The 15,539-nt window shown below is 40.9% G+C and carries 14 protein-coding genes; 7 read left to right on the top strand and 7 right to left on the bottom strand.

Annotated features, from left to right (window positions below):
• Positions 1–12: 12 nt before the first annotated feature.
• Positions 13–762, bottom strand: a complete 750-nt coding sequence (locus tag CYAN7822_RS00825) for a double zinc ribbon and FHA domain-containing protein (RefSeq protein WP_013320334.1) — start codon at positions 760–762, stop codon at positions 13–15.
• 61 nt (positions 763–823) lie between these two features.
• A complete protein-coding gene (gene pgl / locus CYAN7822_RS00820) occupies positions 824–1,546 on the bottom strand; it encodes a 6-phosphogluconolactonase (protein ID WP_013320333.1) in 723 nt (240 codons plus the stop codon).
• 201 nt (positions 1,547–1,747) lie between these two features.
• Here pgl and hpsJ-B point away from each other — a divergent pair, with 201 nt between their 5' ends.
• The 3 genes from hpsJ-B to nusB all read left to right on the top strand — a co-directional run bounded on the left by hpsJ-B (position 1,748) and on the right by nusB (position 4,345).
• Positions 1,748–2,548, top strand: a complete 801-nt coding sequence (gene hpsJ-B / locus CYAN7822_RS00815) for a hormogonium polysaccharide biosynthesis protein HpsJ (RefSeq protein WP_013320332.1) — start codon at positions 1,748–1,750, stop codon at positions 2,546–2,548.
• 359 nt (positions 2,549–2,907) lie between these two features.
• Positions 2,908–3,669, top strand: coding sequence for a DUF502 domain-containing protein (locus CYAN7822_RS00810; RefSeq protein ID WP_013320331.1), 762 nt, complete (start codon positions 2,908–2,910; stop codon positions 3,667–3,669).
• Positions 3,670–3,706: 37 nt separating this feature from the next.
• Positions 3,707–4,345, top strand: a complete 639-nt coding sequence (gene nusB, locus CYAN7822_RS00805) for a transcription antitermination factor NusB (protein WP_013320330.1) — start codon at positions 3,707–3,709, stop codon at positions 4,343–4,345.
• Between the two features lie 146 nt (positions 4,346–4,491).
• Here the strand turns inward: nusB and CYAN7822_RS00800 are convergent, their stop codons facing one another.
• Positions 4,492–5,196 carry a GUN4 domain-containing protein gene (locus CYAN7822_RS00800; RefSeq protein ID WP_013320329.1) on the bottom strand — a complete coding sequence of 235 codons (705 nt, stop codon included), beginning with the start codon at positions 5,194–5,196 and terminating at the stop codon, positions 4,492–4,494.
• A gap of 154 nt (positions 5,197–5,350) precedes the next feature.
• Here CYAN7822_RS00800 and ftsY point away from each other — a divergent pair, with 154 nt between their 5' ends.
• Entirely contained in the window at positions 5,351–6,796 is a 1,446-nt protein-coding gene (gene ftsY, locus CYAN7822_RS00795) for a signal recognition particle-docking protein FtsY (RefSeq protein ID WP_013320328.1), read from the top strand.
• 14 nt (positions 6,797–6,810) lie between these two features.
• Here ftsY and CYAN7822_RS34280 read toward each other — a convergent pair whose 3' ends face one another.
• A complete protein-coding gene (locus CYAN7822_RS34280) occupies positions 6,811–8,385 on the bottom strand; it encodes a serine/threonine-protein kinase (RefSeq protein ID WP_013320327.1) in 1,575 nt (524 codons plus the stop codon).
• Positions 8,386–8,540: 155 nt separating this feature from the next.
• On the opposite strand from CYAN7822_RS34280, the gene CYAN7822_RS00785 reads away from it, so the two are divergent.
• Positions 8,541–9,713: an aminotransferase class V-fold PLP-dependent enzyme gene (locus CYAN7822_RS00785; protein ID WP_013320326.1), complete on the top strand. Its 1,173-nt coding sequence runs from the start codon at positions 8,541–8,543 to the stop codon at positions 9,711–9,713.
• 230 nt (positions 9,714–9,943) lie between these two features.
• On the opposite strand, the gene CYAN7822_RS00780 is transcribed toward CYAN7822_RS00785, so the two are convergent.
• Both CYAN7822_RS00780 and CYAN7822_RS00775 read right to left on the bottom strand, forming a co-directional pair.
• Positions 9,944–11,560, bottom strand: coding sequence for an acyl--CoA ligase family protein (locus CYAN7822_RS00780; RefSeq protein ID WP_013320324.1), 1,617 nt, complete (start codon positions 11,558–11,560; stop codon positions 9,944–9,946).
• Positions 11,561–11,745: 185 nt separating this feature from the next.
• A complete protein-coding gene (locus CYAN7822_RS00775) occupies positions 11,746–13,257 on the bottom strand; it encodes a helicase C-terminal domain-containing protein (protein ID WP_013320323.1) in 1,512 nt (503 codons plus the stop codon).
• Positions 13,258–13,389: 132 nt separating this feature from the next.
• Here CYAN7822_RS00775 and psb28 point away from each other — a divergent pair, with 132 nt between their 5' ends.
• Complete coding sequence (gene psb28 / locus CYAN7822_RS00770) at positions 13,390–13,728, top strand: photosystem II reaction center protein Psb28 (RefSeq protein WP_013320322.1); 339 nt, start codon at positions 13,390–13,392, stop codon at positions 13,726–13,728.
• A gap of 67 nt (positions 13,729–13,795) precedes the next feature.
• Complete coding sequence (locus tag CYAN7822_RS00765; protein ID WP_013320321.1) at positions 13,796–14,311, top strand: MogA/MoaB family molybdenum cofactor biosynthesis protein; 516 nt, start codon at positions 13,796–13,798, stop codon at positions 14,309–14,311.
• 57 nt (positions 14,312–14,368) lie between these two features.
• Here the strand turns inward: CYAN7822_RS00765 and CYAN7822_RS00760 are convergent, their stop codons facing one another.
• A complete protein-coding gene (locus CYAN7822_RS00760; protein ID WP_013320320.1) occupies positions 14,369–15,451 on the bottom strand; it encodes an ATP-dependent 6-phosphofructokinase in 1,083 nt (360 codons plus the stop codon).
• Positions 15,452–15,539 lie beyond the last annotated feature (88 nt).

Here is a 15,539-nt window from a genome sequence, read left to right as displayed (position 1 = left end):
GGGTAAATAAGTTTACGACAGTTGAAAAATAAAGGTCAGTTTGTCCCCTTTTCCCAGAGCAATGCGATCTCCTGAGCGTAAACGATGGCGATCTCCCGGTGAGAGGGGAATGTGATTGATGTAAGTTCCATTAGAACTGCCGGTATCTTCAATATAGTAAAGATCGCCTTCTACACGAATATCTGCATGGACTCGAGAGACAATATCCGAATCTGGGAAACCAGAGACATCAATATCCGGAGGAATACGTTCATTCGGTTTGCCAATATGAATGATCGATAATCCTTGAGGAACTTCTACGGTTTGGTTGGTTTGTAAATGTAGTAAACTCGCTTTTTGGATTTGTAGGCGAGTCATACCAGCTATTTCCCACTCGTTTTGATCTAAAGCTGTCTCGTCACTTTTCGGTGAGGGAATAACCGGCGGACTACTAGGCTTAGGCTTGAGCAATTCAGGGGGGAGAGACTGAACCGTGACCGCAGGCGAGGAAGTGTCAGGGGGAGAGGTACTTTTACTGGGGTGCGGAATGCGTTCCGCACTTTTAGTCGTTGAAGGACTAGATAAAATTTCTGGCGTTGATGGTTCAGCAGGAATCCCTGGGGGTTGGAGATTGTAGCCGCACTGTCCACAAAAGGTAGCATTGGCTTGAACCCCAGCGCCACAATTAGGACAAAAACTCATAACAGGTAACGGGGTGTAACAGGCTTCACATTGAGCCGCCCCGTCAGGATTTTGGTGATCGCAGTTAGGACAAACAATCATAGTCAGTCATTAGTCATTGGTCGTTAGTCTTTAGTTATTATCCCCTTCCCCCTACTCCGGATTAACGCTTTAACTTTTCTCCGGCTGCCGCATCGAGGAGCCACCAGAGTTCGCCTTGAGGTTGAATTAAGCGAGACGGGTAATCTAGCTCCTCTGCTGAAGCCGCAAAAATTTGAGCTAAGGCCGGCTGTTTGCTGGCACCTGAGACAAGAAACATCACACAGCGAGCTTGATTAATCAAGGGAACCGTAAAAGTAATACGGGGTTGACCATCTTTATTCCCTACGGTGATAGAGCGATCGCGGACTTTTAGCGCTTCGGTTTGGGGAAATAGGGAGGCGGTGTGTCCATCATCTCCCATCCCCAATAAAATCAGATCAAAGACGGGAAATTCCGATTCAGGGACTTGAAAGACTTTGCCTAATTCAGAGTGATATTTTTTAGCATCGGAGTCGGGATCATTTCCATCGGTAGGCATAGGATGAATATTGGCGTCCGGGATCGGCACATGATCTAACCAAGCTTTACGAGCCATCAGTTGATTGCTATCTGGATGGTTTGGCGGCACATAGCGCTCATCTCCCCAAAATACCTCGAGTTTATCCCAAGGAAGTGCTTGAGTGGATAAAGCTTCATATAACGGTTTTGGCGTACTTCCTCCTGCTAAAGCAATGGTACATCGTCCTCTTGTCCCTATGGCGGCTTCAATTTTTTCGACGACTAAGGTTAAGGTTCGCTCAATGAGAGCTTGCTTATCAGCTAAAATTTCTACGAATTTTTCCATTTGTCTTTGCCTATTGAACTGAGAAGTTATCGAAGCACTACAGGAACTTGAAAGGAAAAAATTTGATCTTTGGTGTCCGTAAGGTTACATACTATTATATGGGAGGAATTATCCGGCATGGCTAGAGAATTAGCCATCCTAACTAAGTTTTAAGTATGTTAGAGTAGTTGCTCCATTTAAGTTATATAGACAACGATAACAATGATTAGTTCAGCCTATACTTCCTTATGTCTTAAGTTAATCGGGGTGATCTTCATTCTCTCCTTTTTACTAGATGTCATTACCTTTGCGGTTCCTTTTAATTGGCAGAATTCTACCTGGCAGATTAATTTTGTCACCACTGTGGTTGATCGAGGGGTTGTTCCTCTGGTAGGTATCGGGATGATTCTGATCGGCTATTGGATTGATAGTCTGAGTGGTTCGGCTACTAAAAAATCTCCTGTAGACCTCAAATTACCCATATTTATTTTAGCTAGTCTCTTAGGTTTGATTTTCTTACTCTTAGTGCCTGTACATTTAAATAATCTCAATCAAGCCAAAACAAGTGCTTTAGAACAAATTCAACAAGGGGTTGGACAAGGAGAACAGCAAATCCAAGCTTTTCTATCTCAGTTAAATAGTATTTCTCAAAATCCCCAACAACTTAATGGTCAAATTCAACAGTTTCAACAAATTCTTCAAACTGGTACCTTTCAAGGTCAACAATTAACCGCCCAACAATTAGAGCAACTGAAACGACAAACTGAACAACTTCAAGGTTTACGAGATTTAGCTCAAAAACCTGAAGACTTTAAAAAGAAAGTTCAAGAAATTAAAAACCAACTCCAAACCCAACTCGCAGATCGACAACGAGATGCCGAAAGTCGAGCTAAAACCGAGGCTCTCAAGCAAGGGTTACGTATTGGGTTGAGTAGCTTATTGTTGGCGATCGTTTATAGCGCTGTAGGTTGGTTAGGCATACGAGGTCTAGGCGGTGGCGTACCCAAAGAAGCAAGACGCTAAACCCATACAGTGATCCTTTTAACTGACCAAGGGTTTTATTTTATAAAAAGTTTGCTCATGCTGTGCCCGTTTTTTGATTTTTGATAATCCTTTTTTTGCGCTCATCTACTATTTATATGTTTCCGACCATACTTAATTCGGGTTATTCTTAAGGTTAAACCTCAACAGACTTGGGAATAACCCATATTTTTGCCCAAAATAGGCTTTTACGCCTTTTAGAACCTCTATGATCCCTGATGAATCCTGTGGCATATGCTAAAATTAGAGGGTGAAATTTCTCGGCTAAACTTTAAAAGTTATTGTCGCTCTTTTTAAAACTCGTTTAGTATCAACCCTTTCTAAACAAACTATTTAATTATATGGCGAGTGTTAGCTCATTTTTACAACGTTTAAAACAAGATTTAAAAAATGACTTAATCGCTGGTCTATTAGTGATTATTCCCTTGGCAACCACAATTTGGTTAAGTATAACCATTGCTAGTTGGGTCATTGATTTACTGACTCGTATTCCTAAACAGCTAAACCCTTTTCATAATCTTGACCCAATTTTAAGCAATTTTATCAATTTAGCAGTGGGCTTGACCGTGCCTTTGCTGGCCATTTTGTTAATTGGGTTAATGGCGCGTAATATTGTCGGAAGATGGCTGCTTGACGTAGGAGAAAAAATTCTACAATCCATTCCTTTAGCTGGCTCCGTTTATAAAACTCTTCAACAAATTTTAGAAACCCTTTTTAAAGATTCTAAGACAAAATTTCGTCGAGTCGTTATGGTAGAATATCCTAGGCAGGGAGTTTGGAGCCTGGGTTTTGTGACTGGAACTCTAAGCAGTCAACTGCAATCAGAATTAGCAAAACCTATGCTAAATATATTCATTCCTACAACCCCTAATCCTACCTCCGGCTGGTATGCCATTGTACCAGAAGACGAGGTTATAGATGTATCAATGTCCATTGAAGATGCTTTTAAAATTTTAATTTCTGGAGGAATTGTTAATCCCAACCCACCGCCATCTATTCCCCTGACTTTACCCAAATTCTATACAAATAACTCCTTAACAAAATCTTTATCAGAAGAGAAACATCAATCGATTGAAGAACCTGTTCTTAACAAAGAAGATTAATTTCCGTTTCTCAAACCTCACACCCTACCATTTAACTATGCCTCCTCGTCAACAACCTCGTCGTATTGCCAGAGAATTAGCTCTGTTGAGTTTAAGTCAAATCAAAGGTGCTTCCGAAAAACTCGAAGCAGTAGAGTTAAATCAACTGGTTTTAGCCGCTATTCGCACTCTAGCCGGAGAAGTTCAAGAAACCTTAGAAACAGCAGCCGCAGAAGTGAGCCGCTCCCAAGAACGTTTATTAGCCAGTGAAACCCGGGCCACCAATCTTAAAAGTGCCCAAACTATGGTTAATGAAGCTTTAGAATTAACTCAAAATGCCATTAATCGACTGGCGGCGATGATAGAAATCCCCGAAATTGTTCAACTCTCAAGTCAGTATGAAGTGCGAGAATATGCTGTAGAAATTATTGGGACGGTTTTCCGCCGGCAAAAAGAAATAGAACAACAATTAGCAACGGGAATGGTAGACTGGCAGTTAAGCCGCTTACCGAAAATTGACCGCGATATTTTAAGAATTGCCGTCGCTGAAATGTTATTTCTGGAAGTCCCTCAAAAAGTCGCTATTAATGAAGCCGTAGAAATTGCTAAACGTTACTCAGATGAAGAGGGATATCGATTTATTAATGGCGTTTTGCGACGGGTAACAGAACAATTGAAACTAGAAGCTAAAAGTTAAAACTATAGGGGATGGTGGGCCTTTTTTCGCACTAATGGCCCCTACCTAATTAGCATCGAGAAAAGCTGAAAATGTCTATGAATCTAGTAAGCTAATTTCGTCGCAAATCTGAGTTTTTAGTCTATATATTATAGTAGGAGTTGCCCTCAGCCCTGAGCCTTTAGCCCTAAGCTTGTAGAAGGGGATAGCGAAGGATAAGGTTCAGAATAACAAAAATGGGATGATCCCGATTTAATTAAAGGACTTACTTGAGAAAATAATTGAAAAGTTTCTACGCCGCAGCAAGCAGCATCCCCATTTGACCAGGTCATGGTAACAGCCGGTAGATATCCATCAGGACCATAGGTAAAATCTTTTAATTGAGAATATTTTATCCATATATTATTCGCCTGCCAACCAACTTTTTTAGCCCATTGTTCATAAAGTTCAAACTCAAAAAAATCTAATCTTCCGCCTAATTGCTGCCAAATTTCTCCTTGAACAGAAAAGCCAAAATGCCCCTCACTAAAATGAAGCCACAATCGATCAATTTTTCTCAATTCTAGAGCCGGTAAATAGGACAAATTTGGCCAATCGCCGCCAAATTTTTGAATGTTTTCGCAAATTTTTAAGATAAGGTGAGCGGTTTCTTCATTAGCTTCTTTCCAATTTTTGGTAGCAAGAAACTGATAAAGTCTACAATAGCCAATCTCTAGCGTGGGATGAGAGGATAAATACTTATCTACAGGGAAAAATCTTTGACTCAATCCTCTAGGTCTGACTTTTAATAACAGAGATGAGCCACATTTAAAGCACAATTGGTTAGTATCCAGATTATGGTAAAGACAATTAGGATTAAGACATTGACTCATGTTAACCTCTAGCTTGACAAAATGCCTACAGTTCTAGAGTTCCCCAAAGTCTGGCTAAACTCACAGCCGAACACAGGTGTGTAAATCTCTCCCTTTCCCACCTTTCCCATTAACGTTAAGATTAATTTACACGCCCGTTTAACACTGTATTCTGATGTTTAATTGGTTTCGCCGTCAAAAAGAAACTACTGCTAAAACCGAACCGGAAAAGCCTGTATCTGAGCCGCTCACCCCTGAAGCTCAACCTGTGCAAGCTGAACCCGAACCCGAAAAAGCCGCATCGGGTCAAGAAGAGTATCTCAATTGGGCTAAAACGGCCTTTAAGAATATTCAGCAGCGAAAAAGCGAAGAAACTGTCGAACTGACTCCCAGTGCAGAAACTCCTGCTCAAGAATTGACCACTACATCCTTAGAAGAGATCAAAACACCAGAACCCACAGTAGGAGTTAGCGACACCCCCTCAGAGGCTAAACTCGCTCTTAGCGAACCCTCTCAAGCGGTTCCGGCTTGGATGAAAAAATCAGACCGTTTAGACATCCTCAAAGAAACCGCCACAGACACCCCACTGGTGCAAGAGCAATTCAAATCTCTCAGCTTTGATGATGATTTTGTCTGGTCAGCACAGGTTTTAGCCAAACAAGGACGCGCCGCCGAGGACGTAACCGAAGAAGAAATTAATTGGTTAAAGCGGCTTCGAGAAGGTCTCGGTAAAACTCGCCGCAGTTTGGTTAACCAGCTTAAAGCTATTGTGGGTCAAGGGCCTCTTAATCAAGATGCAGTAACAGAAATAGAAGCACTCTTATTACAGGCAGATGTAGGGATTGAAGCCACCGATTATATTATTGAAGCACTACAGGAAAAATTGCGGGAGGAATCTTTACCCCCAGAACAAGCCATTGAGTATCTTAAGGAAATTATACGAGAAATTCTCGATCGCCCTTTCAAACATTTTGAGGATACCGCCTTTGAGCCAGAAAAAGACGTTCTCAATATTTGGCTTTTAACTGGGGTAAATGGAGCAGGAAAAACCACAACCATTGGAAAATTGGCTCACATGGCCAATAAATCTGGTTATAGCTGTCTGATTGTGGCGGCTGATACTTTTCGCGCGGCAGCCGTCGAACAGGTGAAAATTTGGGGCGAACGCAGTGGAACAGAAGTGATTGCTAACCCCGGCAAAAATACTGACCCGGCGGCGGTAGTATTTGATGGGATTAATGCGGCACAGTCGCGCAATGTCAATTTATTATTAGTGGATACGGCGGGACGTTTACAAAATAAGAAAAATTTGATGGATGAATTGGCAAAAATTCGTCGCATTATTGATAAAAAAGCCCCCAAGGCTAAAGTAGAATCTTTACTCGTTTTAGATGCCACTTTAGGACAAAACGGCCTGCGTCAAGCTCAAGTGTTTTCAGAAGCGGCTAAATTAAGTGGGGTTGTCTTGACTAAGTTAGATGGGACAGCTAAAGGAGGTGTCGCTTTAGCAGTAGCACAGCAATTAGATTTACCCATTCGGTTTATTGGTGCGGGTGAAGGAATTGAGGATTTACGTCCGTTTTCGAGTTATGAGTTTGTAGAAGCTTTATTAAATGGTTGAGCGGCTTGTTATTATTAACCTCGCACGGGATGAGTATCTATTTCCCATCTATCGCTACTCACTGGACAATCAGTACCCAAATTATTGATTAACCATTGTAGATGAGCCTGATTATTTTCATACCAAGTGACTGTTATTTGACCTGTGCAGTAATTTCCCTGACTAGAAAGTTCAAAAGTTCCTGTTAAAGTGTCTCCCGGAAAACAGCCGCCTGTTTTTGGATTATTAAAGCGTAAACTCCCTTGATAAGGAGGACTACTAAAAACAGTTTGTGCTGAGTTAATTTGATTATTCCCCCAACAGATACTATCTAGTTGAGGAATAGTGGTCTTACCACTAGCAGAAAGCCAAGTAGCAGGATTTAATGATACTGAGGGAGAGGCATCAGGAGTAGGAGAAGGGGTTAAAGTGGTTGGCGGCGGTTCTGAGGCAGAGGCATCAGGAGTAGGATAAGGAGTTAAGGTGGTTGGCGGCGGTTCTGAGGTAGAGGCATCAGGAGCAACAGAAGGGGTGAAAGTGGTTGGCGGCGGTTCTGAGGCAGAGGCATCAGGAGTAGGAGAAACCGTTACCACTGTAGAGGAATTAGAGATAAAACGATTAAAAATAATAGTTCCTGTTGCCGCTAAAACTAATCCCCCCATTAGCCCGAAAACCCAAGGGAAAATTTTAGGGGAATTTAATGTCCTTGGAGAATTATCATTAGATCCAGGAGAAACCACTAGAGTAGGATTTGAACTGTTAGCCTCTGTAGAATAAACAGTAGGGTTGGAAAAATTCAACGAGTTTAAATCTTCTAAGGCCTCCCTGGCATTTTGATAGCGTAAGCGATGATATTCATGAATCATCTTATTTAAAATTGTTGCAAATTGATCGCTAACCCTAGCATGGTCACGCCAAATAATTTCGCCAGTTTGCGGTTCAGTAGGAAGTAAAGAGGGATTAACGCCGGTTAAAGCTTGAATTGCTATCATTCCTACTGCATAGATATCACTGGCTAATGTGGGCTTTCCGTGCGCTTGTTCAGGAGGCATATAACCAGGAGTCCCTATGGCAACTGTCAAACTGGTTTGTCCTCCAGAAGTAACGGTTAATGAGCTAAATTCTTTAACTGCGCCAAAATCAATTAAGACTAATTTTCCATCTGCTTTGCGGCGCATAATATTAGAGGGTTTAATGTCTCGATGAATGACATTTTTTTGATGAACAACGGCTAACACTTCTAAAATGGACCGTAAAAGCTCAATGGTTTTTGATTCACTCCAAAGTTGTCCTTCTATTAATTCTTGAGTGAGTTCATTTCCCTCAATAAATTCCTGCACTAAATAAAATTCTCCCTCTTGTTGGAAATGAGCATATAGACGGGGAATTTGAGAATGTTCACCCAATTGGTACAGGTATTCTGCTTCTCGCTCGAACAGAGTTTTCGCAATGGGTAACGCTTGAGAACTGAGAACTTTAGGTTTTAAATGTTTGACCACACATAAAGGGTTGCCCGGTAAAGCCAGGTCTTGAGCTAAATAAGTATCTCCAAAACCTCCACTGGCCAGGCTTCGGTTGATTTTGTAGCGGCTAAGTAAAATATCTGACACCCTTCCTAAACCTCTTTTCAAAATACAAATATTTTTTCTATTTTTTTATCGATTTCTGTCTTAACTTTGTAAAGAAAAAAATATGGCTAGATGAATTGATTAAATTTTAGCAAAATATTATTATTGTAAGCAGAAAACTCATTAAATCTTTAACCTTGCAACACTACTGGTTACTTGACAAAAATATTTATTTCCTCAATCATGGCTCTTATGGAGCCGCACCTATACCCGTTTTAGAATACCAACAGTCTCTAAGAGAAAGATTAGAACGGCAACCCCTGGAATTTGTAGCTAGAGATTTAGAAGGGCTAAATAAGGCGGCTAGAGTAGAATTAGCGGCTTTTATAGGTGCTGATGCTGAGGATTTGGCTTTTATTCCTAATGCCACTTTTGGAGTCAATACTATTTTACGTTCTCTTACCTTTAAACCCGGCGAGGAAATCTTAATTACCAATCATACTTATAACGCCTGTCGCAATGCGGTAGAATTCATCGCTAACCGAACTGGTGCTAAAGTAGTTGTGGCTGAGGTTCCTTTTCCGGTTGAGTCTTTTGAACAGGTAACAGAGGCAATTTTAGCCAGGGTTTCTCCTCAAACTAAATTGGCACTTTTAGATCATGTTACCAGTGCGACGGCTTTAATTTTTCCCATTGAAACGTTAGTAAAAGAATTAGCTAACCGAGGCGTAGATACTCTAGTAGATGGCGCTCATGCTCCTGGGTTTATTCCTTTAAATATTAATAAGATTGGAGCCGCTTACTACACAGGGAATTGTCATAAATGGTTATTCGCTCCCAAGGGGGCGGGTTTTCTTCAGGTTAGGCCAGATAAACAAGCTCAAATTCGCCCTTTAGTCATTAGTCATGGGGCTAATTCTCCTCGAACGGATCAATCACGTTTTCGTTTAGAATTTGATTGGATGGGCACTGATGACCCAACAGCTTATTTATCGGTTCCTAAAGCGATTCAATTTATAGAATCATTATTGCCTGGCGGTTGGGCAGAGTTATGGGAACACAATCATCAACGGGTTTTAGAAGCTAGAAAAATAGTTGCTCAAGCTTTAGAAGTCCCGCTTCCTTGTCCAGATGAGATGATCGGCGCAATGGCTTGCATTAGTTTAGAAAATCTCTCTTTATTGGGTCAAGATTTGTATAATAAATTACTGAAAGAATTTAACATAGAAGTGCCGATTATTCCTTGGTTTTCCGGGCAGCAATATGTCAGAATTTCCGCCCAAGTTTACAATACTATTGAACAATATCAATATTTAGCTGAAGTTTTATCTAATTATTTGAAAAAAACAAGAACGAGAAAGAGTAGTTAAAAGCAATGGCTCTCCTTGCATCTTGGGGAGAATTGTATAGTGTGTTACAAAAGTATTTTTGGTGGGTTACGGCGTGGATCAAATATTATCGGTTTTTTATCAAAATGATCCCCACGCCTAACCCACCCTACGATTGATAATTTTTTCTGATCACCCTAAGTACAGGAGAGCCAAAGCAATCATTCTCGTATAACTGAATCTATCTTAAATATTGCAATTGATCACAAGGTTTAAGAGCCTAGTATTTTTTTGTCAAATCCTTTCCATTCTTTTTGCCGTAAAAGATACTTTTGAATCTTACCGGTGCTAGTTTTCGGTAAAACAATAAATTCAATAGCCGTAGGGCATTTATAATGAGCAATCTTAGAGCGGCAAAACTCAATTAAATCTTGTTCGGTGACAGTAAAATCTTCTTTTAAAGTTACAAAAGCTTTGGGTGTTTCTCCCCATTTTTCATGAGGAACTCCGATCACAGCACACTCTAACACACCTTCATGAGCATACAAGCATTGTTCTACTTCGATACTCGATACTGTCTCGCCGCCAGTAATAATAATATCCTTAATGCGATCACGTAATTCCATATAACCATCCGGATACATAACCCCGATATCGCCACTATGAAACCAGCCGCCACTAAACGCATTTTCTGTCGCTTGGGGGTCATTATAATAGCCTTTCATCACCATATTGCCACGCATAATCACTTCCCCTATGGTTTCTCCATCTGCGGGAACATCCTGCATTTGCTCATCCACTACCCGCAAACCCTCGGCACCAATATAGGGTACTCCCTGACGCGCTAAGCGTTTTGCTCGTTCTGGTAAGTTCAATTCTTGCCATTGCGGTTGTTCCTCACAGACACTATAAGGTCCGTAGACTTCAGTTAACCCATAGACATGAGTAATTTTTGCCCCAATGGCGGTAATTTTTTCAATTAAGGTGGGAGAAGGAGGCGCGCCGGCGGTGGTTATCCGTAGTGGAACCTCTAATTTTTGAGGGCAATTAGCATCATTTAATAAAGAAATTAAGACAATGGGAGCGGCACATAAATGACTCACTTTTTGCTCATGAATCAGTTGCCAAATAAGAGCCGCATTAAATTTTCTCAAACAGAGATGAGTTGCTCCAATAGCTGTTACTGCCCAAGGAAAGCACCAGCCATTACAATGAAACATGGGCAGAGTCCACAAATAAACTGATTCTGGAGTTAAACGGGTTTCAAGAATTTCTCCTAAGCTATTAAGATAAGCTCCCCGATGGGAATACATTACCCCTTTAGGCTTGCCGGTTGTTCCACTGGTATAATTGATAGAAATGGTTTCCATCTCATCAGAAATTAACCAAGGGACAGATTTTGAATTGGCCTTATCTAAAAACCCTTGATACTCTTCCCCCTCAAGAGGTGCCAAATTTTCTTGATCGGAAATATGAATAATTTTTTCTACCGTTTCCAGTTGGGATTGTATTTGTTTGATGTTATTTGTCCATTCTGTATCGACAAAGAGAAATTTCGCACCACTGTGATTAAGAATATAAAGGATTTCTTGAGGAGAAAGACGAATATTAATACAGACTAATATACCACCAGCTAAGGGAACCCCAAAATGAGCCTCTAACATGGGTGGAATATTGGGACACAAAAAAGCTACCCGGTCTCCTTTTTGAAGTCCTTCTTGTCGAAGGCGATGCGCTAATTGATTAACTCGTTGGGCAAACTGTGCATAAGTCCAGCTTGTTGAGTCATAGATGAGGGCTGTTTTATGCGGGTAAACTTTGTGGGTGCGTTCCAACAAAGATAGGGGTGTTAAAATTGAGGTACAAACTGCTAGGGGATCGACGCTCATTTTTGATTATGATTAGAATGATTGTTTGATAGACTCTGATTGGTGCTATCTTACCGATCAATTATAGTCGGGTTAATTATAGTCGTCATTAAGTAAGAATGATTATTTAATCAGGAAAATCTCAGTTAAGGTCGTCAATCAATCAGAGTTATCATTCAAGGATTCTAATCCGAGTTTAGAAGAGTTTAATTAGAGTTAGAAAACCAACCCATATCAATATAATTAATTCGAGCATAAGGTTCAAGAGCCGCTAAAATTTGAGTGCCATAACTTCGAGAATTAACCCGATTATCTAATAAAGCGACTACGCCCTGAGCTTCTCGTAAAGGCATAACTGCCCGTTGAATTTCTTTTAAAGCGGTAGGTAATAAATAAACGCGAAACCAATCTTGTTTTTTCTGTTTATAATAAGCCACTTGTGCGGCTACTAAAGGATTTTCTAAAGAGGGAATCGGCAAAGTCGCTATAATTAATAATTGAGGGGTCGGAAATAACTCTTGATTTTGATGCCAAAAATCCCAACCACAAACTAAAATTATATCCTCAGATAATTCGGGTTTTTCTACCACAACTCTCGAGCCAAATTCGGCGGCTAAAATTGTCCCAACTTGTGCTTTTAAAGGGACATCTTCTACCAAAATAACCACAGGCTTTTCTACCTGACTACAGAGACTTACTAAGTTATAAGCTTGTTTCATTAATACAGCTTGAAATTCAGGCGTATTGGGCAACGGCAGACGGTCCGGCAAATATAAATTAATAAATTCACTGCTGCGGTTAGGATGAAATTTAAGAGACAGTAATTCTCCTAATCCTAATTTTTGACGATAAATAGTAGCCTCTTTATCATTATCTAAAAATCCTCCCATTAAGACAATGGGCTGTTGCTGCCATATTGAACTTAAATTAGGAGCGACTTGAATGGGACTACTATGTAAAGTAAATTGTCCTCGCTCTCGATCAATAGATGTCCAGAGGATCTGAGCTTCTAGAGCCATTTGACGGCAAAATCGGCTCAAAGGAGAATTCTCATCAAGATCAGCCGCCAGCAGTTGGCAAAGATTTTGTAAGTCGTCTTGTTCTGGTTGTTCAATTAAATAACATTCATAGGGATTTTTAGGATGATTGAAAATTTCTTTAGTGAGTTTAACTCGTAGATTGCGAATTAACTCAGCTTGATGAGAACATTGCGCTAAAAGACAATCCCAGTCTTGGGGAGTAATAGACACTGTTAAATAATCTCTTGCCCATTCTTCTAATTCGTTTGCTCCTTCGATGAGAGTGGGAATATTAGGGGGAAAAACCCCTTTTTGCTCAAGACGATCCCCTAACCAAGCTTGAGGAGAAGTTAGCAGCAGTCCGCAAAATTCCGAGTTAGGCCAGCATTCACCAATGTCAATTTCTTTATCCGATTCTAACCATTGCTGGAGTTGGGGAATTTCTACCTTTAATAATCTCTCTCGCATTTTGTGAGAAACCACCAAAATTACAGGATCACGAGTTAATAAGGCCGGAGTGAGATAACTTACACTGTAACGTGATGCTGTACTGCCCGTTTGAATCAGGGCACTCCGTTGAGTGCGTATAGCACGCGAAACCATTCGCGCCATCGTCAGATGATGAATCCAACTTGGGCGCTGATGCTTCCTTAAATAACCAAGCAGTGAAGAATGAACTTCGGCTTCCAGTAATATCATTGTACTGGTTTCTCCAAGACATACTACTCAATTCTGACACTCCCCGAGATAAATTTCCGATGCCGGGCTATTCAGGTATAAATTTTTTATGAGATGATTAAGAAATATGTATTAAATTGATAAGGAAACAGAATGGCACAAATCCAATTTGCAAGAGGTTTAAAAGAAGACGCAGTTCCCACCATTAAAGTAACGCGGTCACGTACTGGAGATAGTGCTACAGCGACATTTTATTTTGACTCCCCCAACATTTTTGCTGACGATCAGACACAAGAAGTTACGGGAATGTATTTAATTGACTCCGAAGGAGAAATCGTTACCCGCGAAGTAAAAGGGAAATTTATCAACGGTAAACCCCAGGCGATCGAAGCTTTACTGATTATGAATTCTGCGAGTGAGTGGGAGCGTTTTATGCGTTTTATGGAACGCTACGGTAAAGAAAACGGATTAGAATTTACCAAAGCCAAATAAAGCCTAAAGGGTTTTTGGGGCGAACTGGTGTTCGCCCGTACAGACGGCAGCTAATGACTAATGACTAATGACTCGAATTCCCCATCAAGACCAAGAGAAGGTATCGCTTAAATGTGCTGTAATTACAGTTAGTGATACTCGTACCCGCGAGAGCGATCGTAGTGGACAACTGATCGAGCAATTACTACAACAAGCGGGACATCAGATCGAATTTTATAGTTTAATTCCCGATGAACCTCAACAAATTCAGGCACAGTTAACACTTTTAAGCACTCGTCCTGAAATAGAAGTGGTTATTTTTAACGGAGGAACCGGAATTGCGCCAAGGGATACCACCTATGATGCACTGGTTCAATTATTAGAGAAAACTTTACCCGGATTTGGAGAACTATTTCGTTGGCTGAGTTATCAAGAAATTGGCTCAAGAGCCATAGCGTCTAGGGCAATTGCTGGCATTTATCGTCAAAAACTGATTTTTTCTCTGCCGGGTTCTACCAACGCAGTTAAATTAGCTTTAGAAAAACTAATCATCCCTGAAGTTGTCCATCTCACGGGGCAATTACGACAAGGATTAAAAGATTAATAAGTAATAGACAACTAATGACCAACGACTAATGACTAATGACTAAATAACTAATGACTAATCTCCTAGACAAATTCCTAAACCTCTGGCAGTTTTGACCATTGTTCCTTGGGGATCAACATTTCTATAATTTTGAATCGCTTCAGCAATAGGAACACTAACCACTTGACGCTTTTGCCAAGTGACCATCTGATCAAATTTTTCTTGAGCAATTAAATCCACTGCCGCTACTCCAAAAGCTGAGGCTAATAGGCGATCGCCTGGCGAAGGTATCCCCCCTCGTTGTAGGTGTCCTAATACGGTTACTCGGGTTTCTGCCCCTGTATACTCAGCAATTTGACTGGCAATATATTGACCAATACCGCCGAAACGACATTCGCCAAATTGTTGCATCTGGGTGACTTGTTCTCCCCCTTCAGTACAAACGGCTTCTGACACCATGACTAAACAGAAATGTTTGCCTCTATCTTGACGTTTCTTAATTTGGGCACAAACATTTTCTAATTTATAGGGAATTTCTGGTATTAAAATAATATCTGCTCCGCCAGCAATACCGGCATTAAGCGCAATATGTCCAGCATCACGCCCCATGACTTCTAAAATCAGCACTCGATTATGACTGGCTGCGGTAAAATGAAGTCGATCTAAGGCTTCTGTGGCGATATTAACGGCAGTATCAAACCCGATAGAACGTTCTGTTAGTCCCACATCATTATCAATGGTTTTGGGAATACCCACTAGATTCATGCCGCCTTGTTGGGCCAAGCGCCGCAAAATGGCTAAACTTCCATCACCCCCAATGCCTATTAGGGCATCTAATCCTAAACTATGATACCCTTCTATAATTTCATTGGAGCGGTCTAGGACGGTTCCATCACCCATCGGGAAAGCAAAGGGATCACCTTTGTTGGTTGTCCCTAACATCGTTCCTCCAAGGGTTAAAAGGCGATCAACCTCATTCAAGTCTAGATGAATCGCTTGGGGAGGACGACTCATCAACCCGTTGGTTGCTTGACAAATTCCTAAGACATCCCAACCATAATTACCATTAGCATGATGCACAACAGCACGAATGACAGGATTTAAACCAGCACAGTCACCCCCACTGGTGAGAATTCCAATTCTTTTGGTAGCGCCCATACAATTTGATCTAATATACAGACGAATCTATTGTTAGGCATTCTTGCTCTGATTGCTTGCTTGTTAAGGAATTCTCTAGAAAGTACCG

This window comes from Gloeothece verrucosa PCC 7822, from assembly GCF_000147335.1.
GTDB lineage: Bacteria > Cyanobacteriota > Cyanobacteriia > Cyanobacteriales > Microcystaceae > Gloeothece > Gloeothece verrucosa.
Note: the sequence above shows the minus strand (reverse complement) of the source record. Positions and strands in the feature narration are given on the sequence as shown.

Bases quoted from the DNA above. Each gene is read 5' to 3' on its own strand.
- CYAN7822_RS00800 (WP_013320329.1), bottom strand. From the start codon at position 5,196: ATGAGTCAATGTCTTAATCCTAATTGTCTTTACCATAATCTGGATACT.
- CYAN7822_RS00810 (WP_013320331.1), top strand. From the start codon at position 2,908: ATGGCGAGTGTTAGCTCATTTTTACAACGTTTAAAACAAGATTTAAAA.
- nusB (WP_013320330.1), top strand. From the start codon at position 3,707: ATGCCTCCTCGTCAACAACCTCGTCGTATTGCCAGAGAATTAGCTCTG.
- CYAN7822_RS00775 (WP_013320323.1), bottom strand. From the start codon at position 13,257: ATGATATTACTGGAAGCCGAAGTTCATTCTTCACTGCTTGGTTATTTA.
- hpsJ-B (WP_013320332.1), top strand. From the start codon at position 1,748: ATGATTAGTTCAGCCTATACTTCCTTATGTCTTAAGTTAATCGGGGTG.
- psb28 (WP_013320322.1), top strand. From the start codon at position 13,390: ATGGCACAAATCCAATTTGCAAGAGGTTTAAAAGAAGACGCAGTTCCC.
- CYAN7822_RS00765 (WP_013320321.1), top strand. From the start codon at position 13,796: ATGACTCGAATTCCCCATCAAGACCAAGAGAAGGTATCGCTTAAATGT.
- CYAN7822_RS00780 (WP_013320324.1), bottom strand. From the start codon at position 11,560: ATGAGCGTCGATCCCCTAGCAGTTTGTACCTCAATTTTAACACCCCTA.
- CYAN7822_RS00825 (WP_013320334.1), bottom strand. From the start codon at position 762: ATGATTGTTTGTCCTAACTGCGATCACCAAAATCCTGACGGGGCGGCT.
- CYAN7822_RS00760 (WP_013320320.1), bottom strand. From the start codon at position 15,451: ATGGGCGCTACCAAAAGAATTGGAATTCTCACCAGTGGGGGTGACTGT.
- ftsY (WP_013320328.1), top strand. From the start codon at position 5,351: ATGTTTAATTGGTTTCGCCGTCAAAAAGAAACTACTGCTAAAACCGAA.
- pgl (WP_013320333.1), bottom strand. From the start codon at position 1,546: ATGGAAAAATTCGTAGAAATTTTAGCTGATAAGCAAGCTCTCATTGAG.